The sequence below is a fragment of the Streptomyces paradoxus genome (assembly GCF_014202475.1).
Lineage (GTDB): Bacteria > Actinomycetota > Actinomycetes > Streptomycetales > Streptomycetaceae > Streptomyces > Streptomyces paradoxus.
This window is the reverse complement of record NZ_JACHGV010000003.1, coordinates 856,660-881,105: the sequence shown is the minus strand read 5'-3', so window position 1 is coordinate 881,105 and position 24,446 is coordinate 856,660. Positions and strand designations below refer to the sequence as shown.

Annotated in this window: 21 protein-coding genes and 2 pseudogenes; 13 read left to right on the top strand and 10 right to left on the bottom strand. The window is 70.7% G+C overall.

Annotated features, from left to right (window positions below; genetic code table 11):
• The first annotated feature begins 39 nt into the window (after positions 1–39).
• Positions 40–825 carry a protein phosphatase 2C domain-containing protein gene (locus tag HNR57_RS13790; RefSeq protein ID WP_184560118.1) on the top strand — a complete coding sequence of 262 codons (786 nt, stop codon included), beginning with the start codon at positions 40–42 and terminating at the stop codon, positions 823–825.
• A gap of 14 nt (positions 826–839) precedes the next feature.
• On the opposite strand, the gene HNR57_RS13785 is transcribed toward HNR57_RS13790, so the two are convergent.
• A complete protein-coding gene (locus HNR57_RS13785; RefSeq protein WP_184560116.1) occupies positions 840–1,328 on the bottom strand; it encodes a MarR family winged helix-turn-helix transcriptional regulator in 489 nt (162 codons plus the stop codon).
• A gap of 190 nt (positions 1,329–1,518) precedes the next feature.
• Positions 1,519–3,933, bottom strand: a complete 2,415-nt coding sequence (gene lon, locus HNR57_RS13780; protein ID WP_184560114.1) for an endopeptidase La — start codon at positions 3,931–3,933, stop codon at positions 1,519–1,521.
• Between the two features lie 175 nt (positions 3,934–4,108).
• Here lon and HNR57_RS13775 point away from each other — a divergent pair, with 175 nt between their 5' ends.
• Positions 4,109–4,768: a GNAT family N-acetyltransferase gene (locus HNR57_RS13775; RefSeq protein ID WP_184560112.1), complete on the top strand. Its 660-nt coding sequence runs from the start codon at positions 4,109–4,111 to the stop codon at positions 4,766–4,768.
• Positions 4,769–4,779: 11 nt separating this feature from the next.
• Here HNR57_RS13775 and HNR57_RS13770 read toward each other — a convergent pair whose 3' ends face one another.
• Positions 4,780–5,580, bottom strand: coding sequence for a rhomboid-like protein (locus HNR57_RS13770; protein WP_184560110.1), 801 nt, complete (start codon positions 5,578–5,580; stop codon positions 4,780–4,782).
• Between the two features lie 168 nt (positions 5,581–5,748).
• On the opposite strand from HNR57_RS13770, the gene HNR57_RS13765 reads away from it, so the two are divergent.
• The 5 genes from HNR57_RS13765 to HNR57_RS13745 all read left to right on the top strand — a co-directional run bounded on the left by HNR57_RS13765 (position 5,749) and on the right by HNR57_RS13745 (position 12,771).
• Positions 5,749–6,426, top strand: a complete 678-nt coding sequence (locus tag HNR57_RS13765; RefSeq protein WP_184560108.1) for a spermine/spermidine synthase domain-containing protein — start codon at positions 5,749–5,751, stop codon at positions 6,424–6,426.
• 135 nt (positions 6,427–6,561) lie between these two features.
• On the top strand, positions 6,562–7,302 hold the full coding sequence (locus HNR57_RS13760; RefSeq protein ID WP_030851757.1) for a response regulator transcription factor: 741 nt from the start codon (positions 6,562–6,564) through the stop codon (positions 7,300–7,302).
• The gene (locus tag HNR57_RS13755) at positions 7,299–8,408 is read left to right on the top strand and encodes a HAMP domain-containing sensor histidine kinase (protein ID WP_184560107.1); all 1,110 of its coding nucleotides are present in this window, start codon (positions 7,299–7,301) and stop codon (positions 8,406–8,408) included. Before HNR57_RS13760 ends, HNR57_RS13755 begins: the two co-directional genes overlap by 4 nt.
• Before the next feature lie 281 nt (positions 8,409–8,689).
• On the top strand, positions 8,690–12,502 hold the full coding sequence (locus tag HNR57_RS13750; RefSeq protein ID WP_184560106.1) for a multifunctional oxoglutarate decarboxylase/oxoglutarate dehydrogenase thiamine pyrophosphate-binding subunit/dihydrolipoyllysine-residue succinyltransferase subunit: 3,813 nt from the start codon (positions 8,690–8,692) through the stop codon (positions 12,500–12,502).
• An 89-nt stretch (positions 12,503–12,591) separates the two neighbouring features.
• Complete coding sequence (locus HNR57_RS13745) at positions 12,592–12,771, top strand: DUF6104 family protein (protein ID WP_003992906.1); 180 nt, start codon at positions 12,592–12,594, stop codon at positions 12,769–12,771.
• 27 nt (positions 12,772–12,798) lie between these two features.
• On the opposite strand, the pseudogene HNR57_RS13740 reads toward HNR57_RS13745, so the two are convergent.
• Positions 12,799–13,532 (bottom strand): annotated as a pseudogene (locus HNR57_RS13740) (hypothetical protein); the annotation flags it as partial.
• A gap of 162 nt (positions 13,533–13,694) precedes the next feature.
• On the opposite strand from HNR57_RS13740, the gene HNR57_RS13735 reads away from it, so the two are divergent.
• Together HNR57_RS13735 and HNR57_RS13730 are read left to right on the top strand one after the other, a co-directional pair.
• Entirely contained in the window at positions 13,695–14,666 is a 972-nt protein-coding gene (locus HNR57_RS13735; protein ID WP_184560105.1) for a DUF4097 family beta strand repeat-containing protein, read from the top strand.
• 1 nt (position 14,667) lies between these two features.
• On the top strand, positions 14,668–15,735 hold the full coding sequence (locus HNR57_RS13730) for a PadR family transcriptional regulator (protein WP_184560104.1): 1,068 nt from the start codon (positions 14,668–14,670) through the stop codon (positions 15,733–15,735).
• Positions 15,736–15,755: 20 nt separating this feature from the next.
• Here HNR57_RS13730 and HNR57_RS13725 read toward each other — a convergent pair whose 3' ends face one another.
• The 4 genes from HNR57_RS13725 to HNR57_RS40260 form a co-directional block, all read right to left on the bottom strand.
• Positions 15,756–16,328 carry a Clp protease N-terminal domain-containing protein gene (locus HNR57_RS13725; protein WP_184560103.1) on the bottom strand — a complete coding sequence of 191 codons (573 nt, stop codon included), beginning with the start codon at positions 16,326–16,328 and terminating at the stop codon, positions 15,756–15,758.
• Positions 16,328–16,537 (bottom strand): HTH domain-containing protein, encoded by a 210-nt coding sequence (locus tag HNR57_RS13720; RefSeq protein WP_184560102.1) that lies wholly within the window; start codon positions 16,535–16,537, stop codon positions 16,328–16,330. The genes HNR57_RS13725 and HNR57_RS13720 overlap by 1 nt, the downstream gene beginning before the upstream one ends.
• 101 nt (positions 16,538–16,638) lie before the next feature.
• Entirely contained in the window at positions 16,639–17,604 is a 966-nt protein-coding gene (locus HNR57_RS13715) for a zinc-binding dehydrogenase (protein ID WP_184560101.1), read from the bottom strand.
• Positions 17,605–17,977: 373 nt separating this feature from the next.
• Positions 17,978–19,210 carry an NAD(P)-dependent malic enzyme gene (locus HNR57_RS40260; protein WP_184560099.1) on the bottom strand — a complete coding sequence of 411 codons (1,233 nt, stop codon included), beginning with the start codon at positions 19,208–19,210 and terminating at the stop codon, positions 17,978–17,980.
• 625 nt (positions 19,211–19,835) lie between these two features.
• Between HNR57_RS40260 and HNR57_RS13705 the strand changes: the two genes are divergently transcribed.
• From HNR57_RS13705 to HNR57_RS13695, 3 genes are read left to right on the top strand one after another with little or no spacing between them, the layout of a single operon-like run.
• Entirely contained in the window at positions 19,836–20,786 is a 951-nt protein-coding gene (locus tag HNR57_RS13705) for an ABC transporter substrate-binding protein (RefSeq protein WP_184560098.1), read from the top strand.
• A gap of 32 nt (positions 20,787–20,818) precedes the next feature.
• Positions 20,819–21,760, top strand: a complete 942-nt coding sequence (locus tag HNR57_RS13700) for an amino acid ABC transporter permease (RefSeq protein ID WP_184560096.1) — start codon at positions 20,819–20,821, stop codon at positions 21,758–21,760.
• Positions 21,757–22,518: an amino acid ABC transporter ATP-binding protein gene (locus HNR57_RS13695; RefSeq protein WP_281403881.1), complete on the top strand. Its 762-nt coding sequence runs from the start codon at positions 21,757–21,759 to the stop codon at positions 22,516–22,518. The genes HNR57_RS13700 and HNR57_RS13695 overlap by 4 nt, the downstream gene beginning before the upstream one ends.
• 66 nt (positions 22,519–22,584) lie before the next feature.
• On the opposite strand, the pseudogene HNR57_RS13690 reads toward HNR57_RS13695, so the two are convergent.
• Positions 22,585–23,306: pseudogene (locus HNR57_RS13690) on the bottom strand (class I SAM-dependent methyltransferase).
• A gap of 89 nt (positions 23,307–23,395) precedes the next feature.
• On the opposite strand from HNR57_RS13690, the gene HNR57_RS13685 reads away from it, so the two are divergent.
• A complete protein-coding gene (locus HNR57_RS13685) occupies positions 23,396–24,046 on the top strand; it encodes a CGNR zinc finger domain-containing protein (RefSeq protein ID WP_184560094.1) in 651 nt (216 codons plus the stop codon).
• Here the strand turns inward: HNR57_RS13685 and sodX are convergent.
• On the bottom strand, positions 23,929–24,363 hold the full coding sequence (gene sodX, locus HNR57_RS13680) for a nickel-type superoxide dismutase maturation protease (protein ID WP_184560092.1): 435 nt from the start codon (positions 24,361–24,363) through the stop codon (positions 23,929–23,931). The genes HNR57_RS13685 and sodX overlap by 118 nt on opposite strands.
• Positions 24,364–24,446: the final 83 nt, after the last annotated feature.

Here is a 24,446-nt window from a genome sequence, read left to right as displayed (position 1 = left end):
TTTCGCGGACCTTGTGAAGGGCTCGTGCAGACTGGCTGGATGCGTACTGAACTCGCCTCGGAGCCGGGAGACGCCGACCGCCCCAACGAGGACTTCGCCGGCGTCGGGCTACCGGCCTCGGGACAAGGCGGTTCGGTCGTCGTCCTGGACGGGGTCACGCCGCCGAGGACCGGGACGGGCTGTCTGCATTCCGTCCCCTGGTTCACGGCGCGCCTCGGCGGCGCACTGACCGAACTGACCGTTTCACTCCCGGATGTTCCCCTCGTCGACGCCCTGTCCCGCGCCATCGCGCGTACCTCCGAGGCGCACGCAGCAACCTGTGACCTTTCTCACCCTCGAACCCCTCAGGCCACGGTGGTCGTGACCCGATGGAATCCGGACACCGTGGAGTACCTGGTCCTGTCCGACTCGGCCCTTCTCCTGGAGTCCCCGGACGGCGTGGTGACACCGGTCCTCGACGACCGGCTGGCCCTGCTCCCCCGCTCGGCGCTGGCGACGGACGCGCTGGTGGACTCCACGCTCCGCAACCGGGAGGGCGGCTTCTTCACGGCGGCGGCCGACCCCTCGGTGGCGGCCCGGGCGGTGACCGGAACCGTGCCCCGGGACGGGGTCCGCGCCCTGGCCGCGCTGACGGACGGCGCCTCCCGCTGGGTGGATCGGTTCGGGGAGGGCGACTGGACGGACTGCTTCCGGCTGATCCGCAAGGAGGGCCCGCAGGCCCTGGTGGACCGCGTCCGGACGCTGGAGCGGTCGGACACCGCCGCGACGTCCCTGGGCCGGAGCAAGCGGCACGACGACGCGACGGCGGTCTACGTCCAGTTCTGAGCGGCTGCCCCGGCCTACTTCTCCATGCCCCGGTTGAGCTGGTTCAGCAGCCGGGCCAGTTCCGTGACCTCGCGGGAGTCCCAGTCGGCCAGGCGGCCCGCGTACCGGGCGCGGCGGGCTTCCCGGACCCGGCGGACGCGGTCGTGGCCCTCCTGGGTGAGGGCGACCAGCCACGCGCGTCCGTCGGCGGGGTCGGGCTCGCGCGCGACCAGTCCGAGTTCCTCCAGGGCGCGCAGCTGGCGGGACATCGTCGCCTTGCCGACCCCGATGTAGGCGGCGAGCTCGGTGGCCCGCTGCTTCCCGCACTCGTCCAGCCGGACCAGCAGGCCGTACGCGGAGGACTCCAGGTCGGGGTGGACCTCGCGGGCCATCTCGCCCTGGCTGGCCCGGGCGCGCCGCAGCAACACGGTCAGCTCGCGTTCCAGTGCCAGGAAGGCGGGCTGGTCCACACCGCTCGCGGCCACACCGGCGTCGCGGTGTCCGTCGTTGCCTTCCTCGCGCACGTCAGCCCCTGCCTCGGTCGTCGCCCGGCTCTGGGAGTCCGGTACTGGAATTTTCCGCCACCTGCCGCCCTCGCCGCAGTCCGGCAAGTATTCCGCAGGTCAACGGCATACGCGTACACAGGCTCACCACAGGGTGAAGGCCCGGGCCTCCCTCACGAGAACCCGGGCCTCCCTCATCCGATGACCTCCGTCACGCGGCCACCGGAACCTCCGGCGCGGCACCCGCGGTGGCGGGCGCGAGCGCCAGCTCCAGGACCTGGCGGACGTCGGTGACGGCGTGGACGTCGAGCTTGTCCAGCACCTCCGCCGGGACGTCGTCCAGGTCGGGCTCGTTGCGCTTGGGGATGATCACCGTGGTGACTCCGGCCCGGTGCGCCGCGAGCAGCTTCTGCTTCACACCGCCGATCGGCAGGACCCGCCCGGTCAGCGAGACCTCGCCGGTCATCGCCACGTCGGTGCGGACCAGCCGGCCGGACAGCAGGGACGCGAGGGCCGTCGTCATGGTGATGCCGGCGCTCGGGCCGTCCTTGGGGACCGCGCCCGCCGGGAAGTGGATGTGCACGCCCCGGTCCTTCAGGTCGGCCACCGGCAGTTCGAGCTCGGCGCCGTGGGAGCGCAGGAAGCTCAGCGCGATCTGCGCGGACTCCTTCATCACGTCGCCCAGCTGACCGGTCAGGGTCAGTCCGGCCGCTCCCGTCTCCGGGTCGGCCAGCGACGCCTCGACGAACAGCACGTCACCCCCCGCTCCGGTCACCGCGAGCCCGGTCGCCACGCCCGGCACGGACGTCCGCCGCTCGGCCGGGTCCTGGGCGGACTCGGGCACGTGGTGCGGCCGGCCGATCAGGTCGCGCAGGTCCTCGTCCCGGACGGTGAACGGCAGCTTCCGCTCGCCCAGTTCGTGCTGGGCGGCGACCTTGCGCAGCAGCCGTGCCACGGACCGCTCCAGGGTGCGCACGCCCGCCTCGCGCGTGTACTCACCGGCGAGCTTGCGCAGGGCGCTCTCGTCGATGGTCACCTCGTCCTTGTCGAGCCCGGCCCGCTCCAGCTGGCGCGGGAGCAGGTGGTCTCGGGCGATGACGACCTTCTCGTCCTCGGTGTAGCCGTCCAGGCGGACGATCTCCATCCGGTCGGCCAGCGCCTCCGGGATCGCCTCCAGCACGTTGGCGGTCGCGAGGAAGACGACGTCCGACAGGTCCAGCTCGACCTCCAGGTAGTGGTCCCGGAAGGTGTGGTTCTGCGCCGGGTCGAGGACCTCCAGCAGGGCGGCGGCCGGGTCGCCCCGGAAGTCCGAGCCGACCTTGTCGATCTCGTCGAGGAGCACGACCGGGTTCATCGACCCGGCCTCCTTGATGGCCCGCACGACCCGGCCCGGCAGCGCGCCGACGTAGGTGCGCCGGTGGCCTCGGATCTCGGCCTCGTCGCGCACACCGCCGAGGGCGACGCGCACGAACTTGCGGCCCATGGCGTGGGCGACGGACTCGCCCAGGCTGGTCTTGCCGACGCCGGGCGGCCCGACCAGTGCGAGCACGGCGCCGCCGCGCCGCCCGCCGACCACACCGAGGCCCCGGTCGTCACGCCGCTTGCGCACGGCCAGGTACTCGGTGATCCGCTCCTTCACGTCCTCAAGACCCGAGTGCTCGGCGTCCAGGACGGCCTGGGCGCCCCGGATGTCGTAGGCGTCCTCGGTGCGCTCGTTCCACGGCATCTCCAGGACCGTGTCGAGCCAGGTGCGGATCCAGGAGCCCTCGGGCGACTGGTCGGAGGACCGCTCCAGCTTGTCGACCTCCTTGAGGGCGGCCTCGCGGACCTTCTCGGGCAGGTCGGCGGCCTCCACCCGGGCGCGGTAGTCGTCGGACTCCTCGCCGTCCTGCTCGCCGTTCAGCTCGCGCAGCTCCTTGCGGACGGCTTCCAGCTGACGCCGCAGCAGGAACTCGCGCTGCTGCTTGTCGACGCCCTCCTGGACGTCCTTGGCGATGGTCTCGGCCACGTCCTGCTCGGCGAGGTGGTCGCGCAGCTGCTGGGTGGCGAGCCTGAGCCGGGCCACCGGGTCGGTGGTCTCCAGCAGTTCGACCTTCTGTTCGGTGGTCAGGAACGGCGAGTAGCCGGAGTTGTCGGCGAGCGCCGAGACGTCGTCGATGGCCTGCACCCGGTCGACGACCTGCCAGGCTCCGCGCTTGCGCAGCCAGGCGGTGGCGAGGGCCTTGTACTCCTTGACCAGTTCGAGGAGATGACCGGGCAGCGGCTCCGGCACGGTCTCGTCGACGCGGGTTCCCTCGACCCAGAGCGCGGCGCCGGGGCCGGTCGTTCCCGCGCCGATGCGCACCCGGCTCCGGCCGCGGATCAGGGCGCCCGGGTCACCGTCGGCGAGCCGGCCGACCTGCTCGACGGTGCCGAGGACACCGGTGTTCGCGTAGGTCCCGTCGATGCGTGGCACCAGGAGTACCCGGGGCTTTCCGGGTGTTGACCGGGCAGCGGCCTGAGCGGCTTCCACCGCGGCACGGACCTCGGAATCGCTCAGGTCCAGCGGGACCACCATGCCGGGCAGCACGACCTCGCCGTCGAGTGGCAGCACGGGCAGGGTGAGCGGTGTGGACGTCGAAGCCATGATCTCCCCTTCGGCAGTCAAGTTGAGCTATGCCGACTCAATGCTTGGGCGAGCCCGGATGTTCCCCACTCGCCGTTCGCTGTCAGCGATCACCCGTGACGCCGGGAACGGGAGGGCGCGTAAGGTCCGGTGAGTAATAGACGATCTAGCCTTACGATCATTACAGGGGGATGGCGTGAACGAGACCGTACAGGCGTGGGTGACCGGATGGGTCGTGTCCCGCGGGGCCGCTCCGCCCATGCCGGAGCCGTGGGGCTGGACCATCGACATGGGGATGCGGGAGCACGTCACGCGGCACGTGTTCGGCGCGACGGGCGACGGCCTCGACGAGACGACCGTGCGCAAGGTGGCCGGTGCCGTGACCGGGCACGGCGTGTGGCTGAAGGCCTTCCGGGACCCGTCGGTGGTCTCCGGCTGGCTGGGCGACGACTGGTGGATCGACCCCGAGCCGGGCTGTCTGATGACGGTCCCGCTGGCGGCGGGCATCGCTCCGGCCGCCCCCGAGGGTTACCGGCTGCGCAGCTGGTCGCGCGGCGGGGTGACCCGGGTGATGGTGGCCGCGCCGGACGGGTCCCTGGCGGCGCGCGGGCAGATCACCCCGACGGGCGAGACCGCCGTCGTCGACCAGATCGAGACGGCTCCCCGACACCGCCGCAAGGGCATGGGCAGCCTCGTCGTGCGGACGTTGCAGGACATCGCGGTCCGGCAGGGGGCCCGGACCGGCGTCCTGGCCGGGACGCCCGCGGGCCGGGGGCTCTACGAGGCGCTGGGCTGGACGGTCGTGGCCCCGCTGACCAGCGCCAAGTACGAGCCGTCGGCCGCCACCCGGACCTGAGGGCCTCGTGCTCAGCTCCCGGCCGGAGCGAGCCGCGCCGCATACCACCGCCGGACCACCGGCCAGGTCGCGATGCCGATGCCCAGGGCGATGAGGTGCCCCCAGTTCGTCATCGGGTCGGTGAAGGCGAGCAGGTCCTGGAGGAGTATCCAGCCGAAGCCGGTCAGCAGCGGCAGGCGCAGCCAGAGCGGCAGCAGACCGGCCAGGGCACCGATGCCGGCGGCGACACCGAAGCTGACGCCGTAGTCGAGGCGGTGCAGGGAGCTGCCGGGGAGGTGCCCGGCCAGCACCGCGAGCCCCACGGGCACCTCGGTCGCGAGGGTGGCGAGGACGTGCCCGAGCAGGAAGACACCAGCCGTGCGCAGACCCCCGATCCGCCGTTCCAGCGCGGTCAGCACCAGCACGAAGGCGATGGCGAAGGGCGAGGTCACCCCGCCCGCCACCCACAGGGCGCTGCCGATCAGCACCGGTTCCGGCGAGCGCACCAGGTGCGCCACGTCCGTGCTGGACCCTTGGAGCAGCGCGTGCACCAGGGCCGGGTTCGCGTGGGCGGCGATCAGCGAGGTGAGGCAGAGGAGGGCGGCGTATCCGAAGGTGAACGGCGTTCCCGCGGGGGTGGGCAGCAGCCGCCAGGGGCGGAGCGCCCGCAGCCGGGGCACGGCCGCCGGGACGGGCTCCCGTACTCCCGCGCCCGCAGTCCCGCTGGGGCCCCGCTGCCGCGGCATCCCGTCCAGCAGTCCCGACACGTCGGGGGCGGGCGGGCCCGCCGGTGCCGGTGCGGCCGTCTCGCCGGGCGGCGCGGTGCGTTCCACGGCGGGCCTCCTTCCGTCAGGTCCCAGCCTTCGTCCCGGGCACCCCGCCGTCTGTGATCCGCGCCACGCGCAAGCGGATTCACAGCGACCCGAAAGCTTCGCCCCGCGTCCCGCCCGGCCCGGAGAAATGCCGGGCGCGGCGCCCCACGCCCCTGCCAGGATGCCCCCATGCCTACCCCGCACGACATTCCCGATGTCCTGGACCGCCGCGAGGGGCCGCACGGTGAGGTGGTGCTGCGCCGGCACGGCGACCGGCTGGAGATCATCGCCAACGGCTGTTTCCTGATGGACACCTCCGACGGCCGCTCGGAGCGGCGGCTGGTCGACGCGGCACTGGACGCCCTGGCCGGCCGGGACCGTCCCGACGTCCTGATCGGCGGACTCGGCGTCGGCTTCTCCCTCGCCCATGCGGCGGCGGACCCGCGCTGGGGACGGATCACGGTGGTGGAACGCGAGCACGCGATCGTCGAATGGCATCGCGACGGCCCGCTCTGCGCGCTCTCCGCCCGGGCCCTGAGCGACCCCCGCACGGAAATCGTCGAGGCCGATCTCGTCACTCACGTCAATGAGACATCCGACACGTACGACGCCCTGTGCCTCGACATCGACAACGGACCGGGCTGGACCGTCACGGACGGCAACGGAAATCTCTACCGGGAAGCCGGACTGGCAAGCTGCGCAAGGGTGTTGAGACCAGGCGGGGTTCTCGCCGTCTGGTCCGCCCAGCCGTCCGAGGAGTTCGAGGAAACCTTGCGGAATGCCGGGTTCCAACAGGTGCGTACCGAAGAGATCCCGGTTGCCCGGGGCGTTCCGGACGTCGTGCACCTCGCCATCAGCCCTGGATAGCAAAGGCGTACTGACTCCCCGTACGCTGCTCCCCTGACGCCGATCATTCAAGCGTCAATCGCAACCATGCGCAGGCATAGCCAGTCAGAAGGAATCACCCCACTGATTCCGGAAAGCACACCCCAGGGGCGGGCGATGGAGCAGACACAGACCTCCCACAACGGTTCAGCGACGGCTACTCCGGGCGCACAGCGCCGGGTCCTGGTGGTCGAGGACGACGCGACGATCGTGGACGCCATCGCGACCCGCCTGCGCGCCGAGGGGTTCCTCGTGCAAACGGCGGGTGACGGCCCGGCAGCTGTCGACACGGCCGAGGCGTGGCAGCCCGACCTGCTGATCCTCGACATCATGCTGCCCGGCTTCGACGGTCTGGAGGTCTGCCGGCGCGTGCAGGCCGCCCGCCCGGTGCCGGTGATGATGCTCACCGCGCGCGACGACGAGACCGACATGCTGGTCGGCCTCGGGGTCGGCGCCGACGACTACATGACCAAGCCGTTCTCCATGCGCGAGCTGGCGGCGCGTGTGCACGTGCTGTTGCGGCGCGTGGAGCGGGCCGCCATCGCGGCGGCCACTCCCCGCTCCGGCATCCTGCGCCTCGGCGAGCTGGAGATCGACCACGCGCAGCGCCGGGTCCGGGTGCGCAGCGAGGACGTCCACCTCACACCCACCGAGTTCGATCTGCTGGTGTGCCTGGCCAACACCCCGCGCGCGGTGCTCTCCCGTGAGCAGCTGCTCGCCGAGGTCTGGGACTGGGCGGACGCCTCCGGCACCCGCACGGTCGACAGCCACATCAAGGCGCTGCGCCGGAAGATCGGCGCCGAGCGGATCCGCACGGTGCACGGCGTGGGTTACGCCCTGGAGACCCCGACGCCATGAGCGGCGGGCCGGCCGCACGGAGAAACCCCGGGGACAGCCCCTGGGGCGGGGTGAGCCCGTTCTCGATCAAGACCAAGCTGGGCGCGCTGGTCGTCATCTCGGTGCTGATCACCACGGGCCTGTCGGTGATCGCGGTGCACACCAAGACGGAGCTGCGCTTCATCACGGTCTTCTCGATGATCGCCACGCTTCTCATTACGCAGTTCGTGGCCCATTCGCTCACGGCACCGCTGGACGAGATGACCGCTGTCGCCCGTTCCATCTCGCAGGGCGACTACACCCGCCGTACACGCGAGAACCGCCGTGACGAGCTGGGCGACCTGGCCGTGACGATCAACGCCATGGCCGACGAGCTGGAGGCCCAGGACAGCCAGCGCAAGGAGCTGGTGGCGAACGTCTCGCACGAGCTGCGCACCCCCATCGCCGGGCTGCGCGCGGTGCTGGAGAACATCGTCGACGGGGTCACGCAGGCCGACCCGGAGACCATGCGCACGGCGCTGAAGCAGACCGAGCGCCTCGGCCGGCTGGTGGAGACGCTGCTGGACCTGTCGCGCCTGGACAACGGCGTCGTCCCGCTGAAACAGCGGCGGTTCGAGGTGTGGCCGTACCTGTCGGGCGTGCTGAAGGAGGCCAACATGGTCGCCTCGGTGCGCGCGGGGATCGCCACCGGCTCGGGCAGCCACACCCGTACGGACGTCCATCTGCATCTCGACGTCCACCCACCGGAGTTGACCGCGCACGCGGACCCGGAGCGCATCCACCAGGTCGTCGCCAACCTCATCGACAACGCGGTCAAGCACAGCCCGCCGCACGGACGGGTGACGGTCAAGGCGCGACGCGGCTCCCTGCCGGAGTCGCTGGAGCTGGAGGTCCTGGACGAGGGCCCCGGCATCCCCAAGTCCGAGTGGCACCGCGTCTTCGAGCGGTTCAACCGCGGCAGCGCCAAGCGGCCGCAGGGGCCGGGCAGCGACGGCGGCACGGGGCTCGGCCTTGCGATCGCCCGCTGGGCGGTGGACCTGCACGGGGGCCGGATCGGAGTGGCCGAATCCGAGCGGGGTTGCCGGATTCTTGTCACTCTTCCGGGACTGTCATCTGTGCCAAGTTGACGTAAAGTTCGAAGCGGAGCCACAAGATCCACGGGCGTCCGCGCTGACGGACACGTGTGATCAGGCACAGGCCCGCGCCATCGGCGCCCTGGGCCCTGGCGAGCCCTTCCCTCGTTAAGCGGAACCACGCTTGTTTCCCGCCATTTCAAGCCCCGAAACACGGTTCCAGATGTGACTTGCACGACGTTGCACCGGCCCGACCTGACCTTCCCCGTCAGAGGGGCGTAGCCTTGATTCCCGCTGTCCATCATCTTGTGAAGCGGAAGAGGGCGGTTGCCGCCGTGTCGCCACAGTCCCCCAGTAACTCGAGCATCTCGACCGACACCGACCAAGCGGGGAAGAACCCTGCCGCGTCGTTCGGTGCCAACGAGTGGCTCGTCGACGAGATCTATCAGCAGTACCTCCAGGACCCGAATTCCGTAGACCGAGCCTGGTGGGACTTCTTCGCCGACTACAAGCCGGGGGCGGCTGCCGCCTCGGCTCCGGCGGGTACCGCGGCCGCGGGGGCCGCGGGGACCACCACCGCACCCGCGGCCGCTCCGGCCGCTCCCGCGCAGGCCCCCGCCCCGGCCGCAGAGAAGCCCGCCGCCGCCCCGGCTCCGGCTCCGGCTCCGGCGAAGCCCGCCGCGCAGGCTCCGGCCCCGGCGCAGGCCGCCCCGGCCGCGAAGCCCGCCGCCAAGCCGGCCGCGGCCCCGAAGAAGGCCGAGCCCGCCGGTGAGGCCCCCTCGGGCCCCGAGCAGGTCGTGCTGCGCGGCCCCGCCGCCGCGGTCGCGAAGAACATGAACGCCTCGCTGGAGGTGCCCACGGCCACGTCCGTGCGCGCGGTCCCGGTGAAGCTGCTGTTCGACAACCGCATCGTCATCAACAACCACCTGAAGCGCGCCCGGGGCGGGAAGATCTCCTTCACGCACCTGATCGGCTACGCGATGGTGCAGGCCATCAAGGCCATGCCGTCGATGAACTACTCCTTCGCGGAGAAGGACGGCAAGCCGACCCTGGTCAAGCCGGAGCACGTCAACTTCGGCCTCGCCATCGACCTGGTCAAGCCCAACGGCGACCGCCAGCTCGTGGTCGCGGGCATCAAGAAGGCCGAGACGCTGAACTTCTTCGAGTTCTGGCAGGCCTACGAGGACATCGTCCGCCGCGCCCGCGACGGCAAGCTGGGCATGGACGACTTCACCGGCGTGACGGTCTCCCTGACCAACCCCGGCGGCCTCGGCACCGTGCACTCCGTGCCGCGTCTGATGCCCGGCCAGTCCGTGATCATGGGCGTCGGCTCCATGGACTACCCGGCGGAGTTCCAGGGCACCTCCCAGGACACCCTGAACAAGCTCGGCATCTCGAAGGTCATGACGCTCACGTCGACCTACGACCACCGGGTCATCCAGGGCGCCGCCTCCGGCGAGTTCCTCCGGATCGTCGCGAACCTCCTCCTCGGTGAGAACGGCTTCTACGACGACGTCTTCGAGGCGCTGCGCATCCCCTACGAGCCGGTCCGCTGGCTCAAGGACATCGACGCCAGCCACGACGACGACGTCACGAAGGCCGCCCGCGTCTTCGAGCTGATCCACTCCTACCGGGTCCGCGGCCACGTCATGGCCGACACCGACCCGCTGGAGTACCAGCAGCGCAAGCACCCCGACCTGGACATCACCGAGCACGGCCTCACGCTCTGGGACCTGGAGCGCGAGTTCGCCGTCGGCGGCTTCGCCGGCAAGTCGATGATGAAGCTGCGCGACATCCTCGGTGTCCTGCGCGACTCGTACTGCCGCACCACCGGCATCGAGTTCATGCACATCCAGGACCCCAAGCAGCGCAAGTGGATCCAGGACCGCGTCGAGCGCCCGCACACCAAGCCGGAGCGCGAGGAGCAGCTGCGCATCCTGCGCCGGCTGAACGCGGCCGAGGCCTTCGAGACCTTCCTGCAGACGAAGTACGTCGGCCAGAAGCGCTTCTCCCTGGAGGGCGGCGAGTCCGTCATCCCGCTGCTGGACGCGGTGCTGGACTCGGCCGCCGAGTCCCGCCTGGACGAGGTCGTCATCGGCATGGCCCACCGCGGCCGCCTGAACGTCCTCGCCAACATCGTCGGCAAGTCGTACGCGCAGATCTTCCGCGAGTTCGAGGGCAACCTCGACCCGAAGTCGATGCACGGCTCCGGTGACGTGAAGTACCACCTGGGCGCCGAAGGCACCTTCACCGGTCTCGACGGCGAGCAGATCGCGGTCTCCCTGGTCGCGAACCCCTCGCACCTGGAGGCGGTGGACCCGGTCCTGGAGGGCGTCTCGCGCGCCAAGCAGGACATCATCAACAAGGGCGGCACGGACTTCACCGTCCTGCCGGTGGCGATCCACGGCGACGCGGCCTTCGCGGGCCAGGGCGTGGTGGCCGAGACCCTGAACATGTCGCAGCTGCGCGGCTACCGCACCGGCGGCACGGTCCACATCGTCATCAACAACCAGGTCGGCTTCACCGCGGCCCCCGAGTCCTCGCGTTCCTCCATGTACGCGACGGACGTGGCCCGCATGATCGAGGCCCCGATCTTCCACGTGAACGGCGACGACCCGGAGGCCGTGGTCCGCGTCGCGCGGCTCGCCTTCGAGTTCCGCCAGGCGTTCAACAAGGACGTGGTGATCGACCTCATCTGCTACCGCCGCCGCGGTCACAACGAGTCGGACAACCCGGCCTTCACCCAGCCGCTGATGTACGACCTGATCGACAAGAAGCGCTCGGTGCGCAAGCTGTACACCGAGTCCCTCATCGGTCGCGGCGACATCACCCTGGAAGAGGCCGAGCAGGCGCTGCAGGACTACCAGGGCCAGCTGGAGAAGGTCTTCACGGAGGTCCGTGAGGCCACGTCCCAGCCGGCGACGGTCGAGCCCTCGGACCCGCAGGCCGAGTTCCCGGTCGCCGTGAACACCGCGGTGACCACGGAGGTCGTCAAGCGGATCGCCGAGTCCCAGGTCAACATCCCCGACAACATCACCGTCCACCCGCGTCTGCTGCCGCAGCTGCAGCGCCGGGCGTCGATGGTCGAGGACGGCACCATCGACTGGGGCATGGGCGAGACCCTGGCGATCGGCTCCCTCCTGCTGGAGGGCGTCCCGGTCCGCCTGGCCGGCCAGGACTCGCAGCGCGGCACGTTCGGCCAGCGCCACGCGGTCATCATCGACCGCACCACGGGCGACGAGTACACGCCGCTGCAGTACCTCTCCGAGGACCAGGCGCGGCTCAACGTCTACAACTCCCTCCTCTCCGAGTACGCGGCGATGGGCTTCGAGTACGGCTACTCGCTGGCCCGCCCGAACGCGCTCGTGATGTGGGAGGCGCAGTTCGGCGACTTCGTCAACGGCGCGCAGACGGTCGTGGACGAGTTCATCTCCTCGGCCGAGCAGAAGTGGGCCCAGACGTCCGGCGTCGTCCTGCTCCTGCCGCACGGCTACGAGGGCCAGGGCCCGGACCACTCCTCGGCCCGCCCGGAGCGGTTCCTGCAGCTCTGCGCCCAGAACAACATGACGGTCGCCATGCCGACGTCGCCGTCGAACTACTTCCACCTCCTGCGGTGGCAGGTGCACAACCCGCACCACAAGCCGCTGGTGGTCTTCACGCCGAAGTCGATGCTGCGCCTGAAGGCGGCGGCGGCGAAGGCGGACGAGTTCACGACCGGGCAGTTCCAGCCCGTCATCGGCGACTCCTCGGTCGACCCGGCCGCGGTCAAGAAGGTCGTCTTCTGCGCCGGCAAGGTCTACTACGACCTGGAGGCCGAGCGTCAGAAGCGCGGTGTCACGGACACGGCGATCATCCGCATCGAGCGCCTGTACCCGCTGGCGGGTACCGAGCTCCAGGCGGAGATCAAGAAGTACCCGAACGCCGAGAAGTACCTGTGGGCCCAGGAGGAGCCGGCGAACCAGGGTGCCTGGCCGTTCATCGCGCTCAACCTGATCGACCACCTGGACCTCGCGGTCGGCGCGGACGTCCCGCACGGCGAGCGGCTGCGGCGCATCTCGCGCCCGCACGGCTCGTCGCCGGCGGTGGGTTCCGCGAAGCGGCACCAGGCCGAGCAGGAGCAGCTGGTGCGTGAGGTGTTCGAGGCGTAAGCGCCTTCGCACAGCTCGTGCGTGGCCGGGCCGCATCCCCCGATCGGGGGGTGCGGCCCGGCCGTTTGCGCGCACATATCCTTGAGGGCATGTACTTCACGGACCGTGGCATCGAGGAACTGGAGAAGCGGCGCGGCGAGGAGGAAGTCACCTTCGAGTGGCTCGCCGAGCAGCTGCGGACGTTCGTCGATCTCAATCCCGACTTCGAGGTCCCGGTGGAGCGGCTGGCGACGTGGCTGGCGCGGCTGGACGACGAGGACGACGAGTAGGAACCGGCTCCGGCCACTCCCGGGGCGTCAGTCGCGTGGGCGTGTGAGGTCGTAGGTCAGGCCCAGCGCGCCGTGCGCGAGGAGCAGTGCCCCGGTCGTGGCCCGGCCGCCGCCCTTGCCTCGCAGGCCTCGGACCAGGAGCGGCAGGCCCGCCGCCATCTGCGCCAGGGCCAGGGCGCGGCCCCTGGGGCCGCCCGTCCAGGGCATCCAGGGGCCGAGGCGGGTGTGGTCGACGGTGTCCGGTGCCGCGCCCGCCTCGCGATGGCCGGGCCACTCGACGGGCAGGCTGTCCGGCCGTCGGGCGGCGGCTTCCCGGAGGCGGCCTGCGGGCTCCCGGGGGCCAGTTCGGCGGGCAGGGAGACGCCCACGCGCGCGAGGACGGCGAGCACGCGCGCGAGGACGGCGAGCAGTCCGCGCAGGCGGGTGCGCGCGTCGGCCGCCTGATCGGGTGCGGCCGGCCGGTCGAGATCCTGGACGTCCAGGACGGGGTCGAGGCCCAGGCGTGCGGCGAAGGTGCGCATCGCCTCGTCCTCCCCCGCCGGGACACCGCTCGCGAGCCAGACGAACCCGACCGGGCGGCGGAAGCCGGACGCGAGCGTGAAGCCCGCGTGGTCGGTGTCCCACCACAGGGCCAGGCCGGGCCAGGGAGCGCCCACGGCGAGAGCCGTGGCCCAGCCGGTGGCCACGCGGTCGACGGGTTCGGCGCCGTCCCGCCAGGGCCGGCCATCGGGGACGAGCACGCTCCATCCGTCGCCCGGGCGGCTTCCGTCGACATGGTCACACGCTAGGGTGAATTGTCAGCTTGTGAGCGCTTATGCCCGCCTCCTCCTCCCCAGAACGGGTGTCTTGACTTTCCCCGACCGCGATATATCGTGAATACGAGAGGACGCGATATGGCGCGTCGGGACGGGGAGGTCTGCACCATGTCCGAGTGGTCCGTCACGGAACCGAGGAAGCTCACCTTCGACGAGCCCGTGAGCGATCTGCACGTGCGTCTCGTCAACGGAACGGTGAACGTGGTGGGCACGGACGAAGGTTCCGCCCGCCTGGAGATCTCCGAGATCGAGGGACCGCCCCTGGTGGTGACCCAGCAGGACGGCGTCCTCACGGTGGCCTACGAGGACCTGCCCTGGAAGGGCTTCCTCAAGTGGCTGGACCGCAAGGGCTGGCGCCGCAGCGCGGTGGTCTCCCTGGCCGTCCCGGCCGGCACCCGCGTGGAGGTGGGTGTGGTCGGCGCGGCAGCCGTGATCTCCGGCATCCAGGGCCCGTCGGTGGTGAAGGGCGTCACCGGCGACACGACGCTCGTGGGCCTCTCCGGCCCGGTCCGCGCCGACACGGTCTCCGGCAGTCTGGAGGCCCAGGACGTGACCGGCGACCTCCGGTTCAACTCGGTCTCCGGCGACCTCACGGTGGTCGAGGGCTCCGGCCCCTCCGTCCGGGCGGATTCGGTGAGCGGCTCGATGATCGTCGACCTCGACCCGGACGGCCCGACGGACGTGCGGCTGACCAGCGTCTCGGGCGAGATCGCGATCCGGCTGCCCTACCCGGCGGACACGGAGGTCGAGGCGAACACCGCGAGCGGCTCCGTCTCCAACGCCTTCGAAGGCCTCCGGGTGCACGGCCAGTGGGGCGCCCACAAGATCACCGGCCGCCTCGGCGCGGGCACCGGCAGACTGCGGGCCACCACCGTCTCCGGCTCGATCGCCCTGCTGCGCCGGCCGGCCGGAGAGGACGAGCACGACGAGCCGTGGGACACCCCGCCCGGCAGCGGCAGCGCGGCGGCAGCCCCGGCGAGCGGCCCCGGGGGCGGCTCGGGAGACAATTCCGTCTCCGGCCCGGGCGACGCCTCCACCACCGTCCCGGCCGAAGGCACGACCGACAAGAAGGTGCTCTGACATGCCCCCCGTCTTCGCCCACGGCCGCCTCCGCCTCTACCTGCTGAAGCTGCTGGACGAGGCCCCCCGACACGGCTACGAGGTGATCCGCCTGCTGGAGGAGCGCTTCCAGGGGCTGTACGCGCCGTCGGCGGGCACGGTGTACCCGCGCCTGGCCAAGCTGGAGGCCGAGGGCCTGGTCACCCACACCACCGAGGGCGGCCGCAAGGTCTACTCGATCACCGACGCAGGCCGCGCCGAACTGGCCGACCGCAGCGGCGAGCTGGCCGACCTGGAACTGGAGATCCGGGAGTCCGTCGCGGAACTGGCCGCGGAGATCCAGGCCGATGTGCGCGGAGCCGCCGGCGACCTGCGGCGGGAGATGCGCGCGGCGGCGACCGAGGCACGCCGGGACACCGGCACCAGGGACGACGGCACGGCCGGGGCCCCCTACGGCGACTTCTCGCAGTACGGCGACAAGGAGACCTGGCGCATCGCCAAGGAGGAGATGCGCCGCGCCCGGCAGGAGTGGAAGGAGCAGGCCCGGCGGGCGAAGGACGAGAGCCGCCGTGCCCGCGAGGACGCCCAGCGCGCCCGCCGCCAGGCGAAGGAGGCCCAGGAACAGGCCCGGGCCCAGGCCCAGGAGCAGGTGCAGCGCATCACCCGCCGCGTCCAGGAGCAGGTGCAGGACCACTTCGCCCGCGGTGACTGGCCGACGGGTCTGCGCGAGGGCCTGAGCGAGCTGGTCAGGGAAGTGGGCGAGTTCGGAAAGGACTACGGCAAGGACTTCGGCAAGGACCTCGGATTCGACTGGCCCGGCACCGGCAGGCCGGCCACGGAACCGATGTCCTCGCCGGCCCCGGAGGACTTCCCCGCCGCCTACGAACCGGCCTGGGCCCACGAGGACGCCGCGGACTCCACGGGCGACCCGGCCCGCGACCTGGACCGCCTGCTCGACCGCTTCCGGGACGACATCCGTGACGCGGCCCGCGACCACGGCGTCACCCCCGACCAGCTGCGCGACGCCCGCCGCCATCTGTCGACGGCGGCGGCCCATATAGGAGCCCTCCTGCGCACACAGAGCAAGTAGCGCGTCCGGGGCTCATCCCGTCAGCCGGCCTTGGCCTCGCCACCACCGCCGTACAGCACCCGCACCAGGTGCTCGTACATCACCCCGTGGTCGGCGAGGACCTCGGCCGGCACACCGGGGCGCAGGGTCAGGGCCAGCAGGATGTGCTCGTCCCCGATGTGCCGGTCCCGCTGGGCGAGGGCGACCCGCAGGGATCGCTCCAGCACGTCCTTGGCCCCTCGGCCGAAGGAAGTACGCCCCGCCCACCACCGCTTGTCCTTCCGGTCGCCGGCCAGGGCGCCGACCCCATGAGTCTCCTCCACGCGGGCGACGATCTCCTCCACGTCGATCCCCAGCCCGGCGAGCGCGTCGGTCTCGGCCTGCGTGAGCCCGGCCCGCCGCCGCGCCTCACGCAACGCCTCCCGCACGGACTCCCGCCGCTCACCGAGTCCGAGAGCCACGAGCGCGAAGGAGCCACGGCTGCCCTCCCGGTCGAGCAGCGCCAGCAGCAGATGCTCCGGCTCCACGACACGTCCGCCCTCATCACCCCCGTCCACGTGCGTGTACGCGCCCTTCACCACATCGCGGGCGTCCTTCGTGAACCGCTCGAACATCAATGCCTCCCGTACTTCTTGTGCACGGCCTGCCTGCTCACACCGAGTTCGGTGGCGATCTCCTGCCACGACCAGCCCTGATTGCGCGCGTTGCGCACCTGTACGCCTTCCAGCTGCTCCAGCAGCCGGCGCAGCGCGGCGACGGCCCGCAGGCCGACCCGTGGATCACGGTCACCGGCCCGTTCGGCCAGGTCGGTTGCTTCGGTCATACCGTCAACCTACGTTGACAGGGACCCTGCGTCAACCACAGTTGACACACGAAAACGGCCGGCCCACACGGGACCGGCCGTCGACGCACCGTCAGGAGGACTCAGGGATTCGTCAGCACGACCTTCCCGAACTGCTCTCCCGAAGCCAGCCGCTCGAAGCCCTCACGCGCGCGGTCCATGGGCAGTACCTCGTCGATGACGGGCCGGACACCGGTGGCGGCACAGAACGCGAGCAGGTCCTCCAGCTCGTCCTTGGTGCCCATCGTGGATCCCACGACCTTGAGCTCGAGGAAGAAGATCCGGGTCAGCTCGGCGTGCGAGGGCCGGTCGCCACTGGTGGCACCGGAGATGACCAGCGTGCCGCCGGGCTTCAGCGACTTCACCGAGTGCGACCACGTCGCGGCCCCGACGGTCTCGATCACCGCGTCGACCCGCTGCGGCAGGCGCGCCCCGGCCTCCAGCGCCTCCACGGCCCCGAGCTCCAGGGCCCGGTTCCGCTTGGCCTCGTCCCGGCTGGTGGCGAAGACCCGCAGCCCCGCGGCCTTGCCCAGCACGATGGCGGCGGTGGCGACACCACCGCCGGCGCCCTGCACCAGCACGGAGTCACCGGGGCGGACACCCGCGTTGGTGAACAGCATCCGGTAGGCGGTCAGCCACGCCGTGGGCAGGCAGGCGGCCTCCTCGAAGGAGAGCTCCTTCGGCTTGGGCAGGATGTTCCAGGTCGGCACGGCGACCTGCTCGGCGAAGGTGCCCTGGTAGCGCTCGGTGAGGATGGAACGGGGCTCCTTCGGGCCGACCCCGTGCCCGCTCTGTCCGATGACGGAGTGCAGGACGACCTCGTTGCCGTCCTCGTCGACGCCTGCGGCATCACAGCCGAGGATCATCGGCAGCTTGTCCTCTGCGAGGCCCACGCCACGCAGGGACCAGAGGTCGTGGTGGTTGAGGGAGGCGGCCTTGACCGTGACGGCACTCCAGCCGGGACGGGCCTCGGGAGCCGGACGCTCTCCCAACTCCAGGCCGGACAGCGGCTGGTCGCGGTCGATTCGGGCGGCGTAGACAGCGAACATGACCTTGACGATAGGTTCCACCACCCGCCGAGTGGAACCACCGCCCCCTGTGAGACACACCCTCTTGCCAACGCCCGGGGGTCGGTGCCGCCGGTACGAGCGGCCCGCACCCGCGCACGGCGAGAAGGGGCCGTGCCGGGGGGGTGTCCGCCCGCAGCGGTTGGCGCGTCAACGGACAGTCAGTCGGCACGCAACCCCATCGCGCCGTACCGGGGACCGACACCCCCGGCGCGGCCCCGGCCCACCACCCACCGCCAGGCGAAGACGCGCACCCCACCACCGCCGCACCACCCGAACGGCTCAACCCGAACGCAAAGAATTGGCCCCGCCCGATCCCGGGCGGGGCCACATCACACAAAACGCCGGCGTCACGTCAGCGCCGGGCCACACCCTCGGCCCGGGCCGCAGCCGCCACCGCGGCCGTGACCGCCGGAGCGACCCGCTCGTCGAACGGCGACGGAATGACGTAGTCGGCGGCGAGATCGTCCCCGACCACAGCGGCCAGCGCCTCCGCGGCGGCCAGCTTCATCCCCTCGGTGATCCGGGAGGCCCGCACCTGAAGCGCCCCCGCGAAGATCCCCGGGAACGCCAGCACGTTGTTGATCTGGTTCGGGAAGTCCGACCGCCCGGTCGCGACGACGGCCGCGTACTTGTGCGCGACCTCGGGGTGCACCTCGGGATTCGGGTTGGCCATGGCGAAGACGAATGCGCCCTCGGCCATCGTCGCCACCGCGGACTCCGGCACCGTCCCGCCGGACACGCCGATGAACACGTCGGCGCCGTCCAGCGCCGCCTCCAGCGACCCGGTGATCCCGGCCTTGTTCGTGAACCCGGCCAGGTCCTGCTTCACCGGGGTGAGGTCGTCCCGGTCCGCCGACACGACACCCTTGCGGTCGGCCACCGCGACATCCCCGATCCCGGCCTCGACCAGCATCTTCGCGATGGCGACACCGGCCGCGCCGGCGCCGGAGATGACGGCCCGCAGCTCGCCCAGCGCCCGCCCGCTCAGCCGCGCGGCGTTCCGCAGGGCCGCCAGCGTCACCACGGCCGTGCCGTGCTGGTCGTCGTGGAAGACCGGAATGTCCAGCCGCTCCTGCAGCTTCCGCTCGACCTCGAAGCACCGGGGTGCCGAGATGTCCTCCAGGTTGACCCCGCCGAACGACGGCGCGAGCCGCACCACGGTCTCGACGATCTCGTCGACGTCCGTGCAGTTCAGGGCGATCGGAACCGCGTCCACGCCACCGAACTGCTTGAACAGAATCGCCTTGCCCTCCATCACCGGGAGGGAGGCCTCGGGCCCGATGTCACCGAGCCCCAGCACGGCCGTACCGTCCGTCACGACGGCCACGACCGACGACTTCCACGTGTAGTCGTGCACGAGCTCCGGCTGCTCCGCGATCGCGCTGCACACCTTCGCGACGCCGGGCGTGTACGCCAGGGACAGGTCGTCCTTGTCGCGGACCGGCACGGTGGCCTGCACAGCCATCTTGCCGCCGCGGTGCAACGCGAACGCCGGGTCGAAGGAGTCGAGGGGCTCCGCACCGCCCTCGTGGTCCGTATCGCCGGTCTTGCTCTCGCTGCGAGGATTGACGATCTCCGCTGCCACTTCGTTTTACCCCTTAAATCTTCATTGTTTTGAGGGTGGCCACTCCTGGTGAGGGGTGGGCGGGCACCGCGTAGGCCCCTGTCGTGCTTGTACGTGATCCGTACGGGCGCGTACGCGACGGGCGCGCCGCACACGCGCCCTGAGCCCCGGATGAGGGGTGTAAAGACCCTTCTTACCGGACGGACGGCATCGACGACGAGTCCATAACGCGAAGGTCACATGACGGCGCCCTGACTCTTCGTCCAAAATCGGGACAAGCACTGGACAAAGCAGCTATAACCACTCAACCATCGGCGAAGCTCGCAGTCCCCGTCTCGAAATCCCGGGATATACCGAAGTTCTTCCGGCCGGAAGGGGCGATTCCCATAGAAGGTCCGGCCGTGATGTACCGGAGTGATGCGGTTCGGGGGTGGCCCGTTATCCGATTTTGACATGGCTGGCCCCCAGAATCGCGCAGTCCGAATGGCAAGATGCCGTAATCACACGAGGTCGCGACACTCGAAGAGGTGTGCTCTCGTCGACCCCACGGCACAGCCGAAACCTTCGGCGTGCCACGGCGTTGCCGAACCCCTCGGCAGCGGCCCGCCCCATCGGCAACTCCACCCATCCGCCGGAGGAACCCACCATGACCGCAAGCTCCACCCGTCGTACGACCGCCGCGCACTCCCGGCTAGCAGCGGTCGGTGCGATCGCGGTCGCAGGCGCGCTGATGCTCACCGGCTGCGGTGACCAGACCAAGGACACCGGCTCCAGCGACACGGCGGCCTCGGCCCCGCTCGCCGACAAGCTGCCTCAGGCCATCCGCGACAAGGGTGTCATCAAGGTCGGCTCCGACATCGCCTACGCCCCGGTCGAGTTCAAGGACAGCTCGGGCAAGACGGTCGGCATCGACCCGGACCTCGCCGCTGCCATGGGCAAGCAGCTCGGGGTCGACTTCCAGTTCGAGAACGGCACGTTCGACACGCTGATCACGGGTCTGCGCTCCAAGCGGTACGACATCGCCATGTCCGCGATGACCGACACCAAGGACCGCCAGGAGGGCATCGACTCCGACACCGGCAAGAAGGTCGGCGAGGGCGTCGACTTCGTGGACTACTTCACCGCCGGTGTCTCGATCTACACCAAGAAGGGTGACGACCAGGGCATCAAGACCTGGTCCGACCTGTGCGGCAAGAAGATCGTGCTGCAGCGCGGCACGGTCTCGGAGGACCTCGCCAAGGCGGAGTCGAAGAAGTGCCCGGCCGGCAAGAAGATCGCCATCGAGCCCTTCGACAACGACCAGCAGGCCCAGACCCGCCTGCGCGCGGGCGGCGCCGACGCCGGCTCGTCCGACTTCCCGGTCGCCGCGTACGCCGTGAAGACGTCCGGTGGCGGCAAGGACTTCCAGCTGGTCGGCGAGCAGGTCGAGGCAGCCCCGTACGGCATCGCGGTCGCCAAGAACCAGACGCAGCTGCGGGACGCGCTCAAGGCCGCGCTCGACGCCGTCATCGAGAACGGCGAGTACGAGAAGATCATGAAGAAGTGGGGCGTCACCGACGGCTCCATCGACGAAGCCACGATCAACGGCGGCAAGTGACCGCAGCGCAGCGGCACTGAAAGGCAACACCCGTGACTGTTGACATCGACAAGACGCCGGCTGACACGCCCCCGGCCGGACCGGAGGCCATCAAGGCCATCCCGGTCCGGCACTACGGGCGGTATGTCTCCGCCGTCGTCGCCATCGCCCTGCTGGTCGGGGTCGTCTACGCGTTCTCCCAGGGCAAGATCAACTGGGACGCCATCCCGGACTACTTCTTCGACGACCGCATCCTGGACGGCGTGGGCAAAACGCTCCTGCTGACCGTGCTGTCCATGGTGATCGGCATCGTCGGCGGCGTCCTGCTCGCCGTGATGCGCCTGTCGAAGAACCCGGTGACCTCGTCGATCGCGTGGTTCTACATCTGGTTCTTCCGCGGCACCCCGGTCCTGGTGCAGCTGATCGTCTGGTTCAACCTGGGCCTGGTCTTCGAGTACATCAACCTCGGGCCGTTCTACAAGGACGAGTGGTCGGACTTCATGACCCCGTTCCTGACGGCGCTGCTGGGCCTCGGCCTCAACGAGGCCGCGTACATGGCGGAGATCTGCCGCGCCGGTCTGCTCTCGGTCGACGAGGGCCAGACCGAGGCGTCGCACGCGCTGGGCATGAGCCACTCCAAGACGCTGCGCCGGATCGTCATCCCGCAGGCGATGCGCGTGATCGTGCCGCCGACGGGCAACGAGGTCATCAACATGCTGAAGACGACCTCGCTGGTCTCGGTCGTCCAGTATCCCGAGCTGCTCCGCGCGGCCCAGGACATCGGCCAGACCTCCGGCGCCCCCGCCGAGATGCTGTTCCTCGCGGCGGCCTGGTACCTGCTCATGACGTCGATCTTCAGCATCGGCCAGTACTACCTGGAGCGGTACTACGCGCGTGGTTCCAGCCGGTCCCTGCCGGCCACCCCGTTCCAGAAGATCAGGGCGAACGTGCTCTCCCTGTCCAGCCGCTCCAAGCCGACGGGAGGCAAGGCATGACCGCCATGGTGAAGGCCGAGGGCGTCCACAAGTCCTTCGGTCCCGTAGAGGTCCTCACGGGCATCGACCTGGAGGTGAAGTCCGGCGAGGTGTTCTGCCTCATCGGCCCCTCCGGCTCCGGCAAGTCGACCTTCCTCAGGTGCATCAACCACCTGGAGAAGATCAACGCCGGCCGTCTGTACGTCGACGGCGAGCTGGTCGGCTACCGCCAGAAGGGCGACAAGCTCTACGAGCTGAAGGACAGCGAGGTCGCGGTCAAGCGCCGGGACATCGGCATGGTCTTCCAGCGCTTCAACCTGTTCCCGCACATGACGGCCGTGGAGAACGTCATGGAGGCGCCGGTCCAGGTCAAGGGCGTGAGCAGGAGCCAGGCCCGGGCGCGTGCCCAGGAGCTCCTGGACCGGGTGGGCCTGGCCGACAAGGCGGGCAACTACCCCTCGCAGCTCTCCGGCGGCCAGCAGCAGCGCGTCGCCATCGCCCGGGCCCTGGCCATGGACCCGAAGCTGATGCTGTTCGACGAGCCGACCTCGGCGCTCGACCCGGAGCTGGTCGGTGACGTCCTGGACGTCATGCGCGACCTGGCCGAGTCCGGCATGACGATGATCGTCGTCACCCACGAGATGGGCTTCGCCCGCGAGGTGGGCGACAGCCTGGTCTTCATGGACGGCGGTGTGGTGGTCGAATCCGGCCACCCGCGCGAGGTGCTGACGAACCCGCAGCACGAGCGGACGAAGGCGTTCCTGTCCAAGGTGCTCTGACGGTACGCACGGCGAGGGGGCGGTACGGAATCTCCGTACCGCCCCCTTCGCAGTCCGTTGCGCGGCCTACTTCATGGCGAGCAGCAGGGTGTCGGAGGGCGAGCAACACACCGGCCTGGCCTCGCCGAAGCCCTTCTCGCGCGGCACGCGCGCGTGCCACTGGACCGACGGCATGTCACCGTCGGCGTGATCGCCGTAGATCTCGTAGCGCCGGGCCGTGGGTTCGGCCAGGACCGGGTCCTCGGCGGCGAGCTGGTTGATCCGCGGCGTCGACTCGTCGATCATGTGGTCCGCGTTCATGAAGACACCGCCGGCGCGGACGAGTCCCGCGACCTGGCCGTAGAGGTCCGCGAGGGGTTCCCGGTGCAGCCAGTGCAGGGCCGTCGCGGTCAGGACGGCGTCGTACGAGTCGTGCGGCAGCCGCGCCGGCCAGTCGGGGTCCTTCAGGTCTGCGGTGACCAGGGTGACCCGGTCGTCGCCCGCGAAGGTGCCCTCGGCGATGGCGAGGAGTGCCGGGTCGAGGTCGACGCCGGTGCTGGTGGCGTCGGGGAAGCGGGCCAGCAGCCGGGTCGTGATGGTGCCCGTGCCGCAGGCGAGGTCGAGGACGCGCGGGGCGGTGCCCACGACGGCCTCGACCTCCCCCATAGCCCGAAAGGCATGGGGGGACCCCCACCGAGCATGATCCGGAACCGCTCCTCGCGGTCGGGCAGGTACCACTCCTGCTGCCGGTCCCAGCTCCTCTGCCAGGCCTGCCGGTCGGTGGTGGTCGTGATGTCCGCGTCCGTCATCGAGCCCCTCCCTCGTAATACCCTGTAAGCACCATCAGCTGTTACAAGTGCGCGCTCACGACCATAAAGCCCCTCCGTAAGGACTACAAGTGGAATTGGCCTATTACTCGGACTATGCCGTGCGCCTCGTCAACACCGAGGAACCGGCCCGGGGCAAGGACGCCCTGACGTCGGTCGAGGCCGTCCGCGATCTGTTCGGGCCCAGCCGGTCGGCGGCCCGTCGTGCCACCGACGCGGACGTGACCCGGTTCCGCTCGGTCCGGGCCCGGCTGCGCGCGGTCTTCGAGGCGGCCGACACGGGCGAGGAGAGGCTCGCCGTCGACCTGCTGAACTCACTGCTGCTGGAGTTCCCGGTGAGTCCGCAGGTCTCCGGGCACGACTTCCGGGACGACGACGGCCGCCCCCTGTGGCACATGCACCTGGCGGACCACCCGTCGAACGCCACGGCGGGCTACGCGGCGATCGCGGCGATGGGCCTGGCGTTCCACCTGACCGAGTACGGCGTGGACCGCCTCGGCCTGTGCGAGGCCGCGCCCTGCCGCAACGCCTACCTCGACACCTCCACCAACCGCTCCCGGCGCTACTGCTCCGACCGCTGTGCGACCCGCGCCAACGTGGCGGCCTACCGTGCCCGCAAACGCCTGGAGGCCGACCGGTCGGAGAGGACCGGCCTCGCGGCCGACAGCGCCCAGCCGAGCAGCGCCCAGGGCGAGCGCCGGCCGGACCTGCGCGGCCGGTAGCGGAACCGGACCCGCCCCAGCACCAGCTCGTCGGGGACGACGCCGTAGTCGGTGCTGTCGCCCCCGGCGTACGCGTTGTCCCCGAGCACCCACCAGCCGCTCTCGCGCCGTTGGACCACCCGCTTGACGACCAGCAGGTCCTGCTGGAAGGGATGCCGCAGTACGACGACGTCCCCGGGCCTGACCCGGCCCCCGTAGTGCACCAGGAGCCGGTCCCCGTGGTACAGCGTGGGCACCATGGAGGGCCCGGTCACCTCGGCCACCCCGAAGGGCGGGGCGGACCTCCCCCGCTCGGACTCCTGCGACAGCTCCGGCATCACCCGGCACCTCCCCGGTTCTTCCTCCACCAGTCTCAGTCTCACCCCGGACTTTTGTCCTAAGCCCATGGGGGCACCCGCGA

Bases quoted from the DNA above. Each gene is read 5' to 3' on its own strand.
- HNR57_RS13715 (WP_184560101.1), bottom strand. From the start codon at position 17,604: ATGTTCGCTGTCTACGCCGCCCGAATCGACCGCGACCAGCCGCTGTCC.
- HNR57_RS13695 (WP_281403881.1), top strand. From the start codon at position 21,757: ATGACCGCCATGGTGAAGGCCGAGGGCGTCCACAAGTCCTTCGGTCCC.
- HNR57_RS13760 (WP_030851757.1), top strand. From the start codon at position 6,562: ATGGAGCAGACACAGACCTCCCACAACGGTTCAGCGACGGCTACTCCG.
- HNR57_RS13745 (WP_003992906.1), top strand. From the start codon at position 12,592: ATGTACTTCACGGACCGTGGCATCGAGGAACTGGAGAAGCGGCGCGGC.
- lon (WP_184560114.1), bottom strand. From the start codon at position 3,933: ATGGCTTCGACGTCCACACCGCTCACCCTGCCCGTGCTGCCACTCGAC.
- sodX (WP_184560092.1), bottom strand. From the start codon at position 24,363: ATGCCGGAGCTGTCGCAGGAGTCCGAGCGGGGGAGGTCCGCCCCGCCC.
- HNR57_RS13725 (WP_184560103.1), bottom strand. From the start codon at position 16,328: ATGTTCGAGCGGTTCACGAAGGACGCCCGCGATGTGGTGAAGGGCGCG.
- HNR57_RS13790 (WP_184560118.1), top strand. From the start codon at position 40: ATGCGTACTGAACTCGCCTCGGAGCCGGGAGACGCCGACCGCCCCAAC.
- HNR57_RS13705 (WP_184560098.1), top strand. From the start codon at position 19,836: ATGACCGCAAGCTCCACCCGTCGTACGACCGCCGCGCACTCCCGGCTA.
- HNR57_RS13755 (WP_184560107.1), top strand. From the start codon at position 7,299: ATGAGCGGCGGGCCGGCCGCACGGAGAAACCCCGGGGACAGCCCCTGG.
- HNR57_RS13765 (WP_184560108.1), top strand. From the start codon at position 5,749: ATGCCTACCCCGCACGACATTCCCGATGTCCTGGACCGCCGCGAGGGG.
- HNR57_RS13735 (WP_184560105.1), top strand. From the start codon at position 13,695: ATGTCCGAGTGGTCCGTCACGGAACCGAGGAAGCTCACCTTCGACGAG.
- HNR57_RS13720 (WP_184560102.1), bottom strand. From the start codon at position 16,537: ATGACCGAAGCAACCGACCTGGCCGAACGGGCCGGTGACCGTGATCCA.
- HNR57_RS13730 (WP_184560104.1), top strand. From the start codon at position 14,668: ATGCCCCCCGTCTTCGCCCACGGCCGCCTCCGCCTCTACCTGCTGAAG.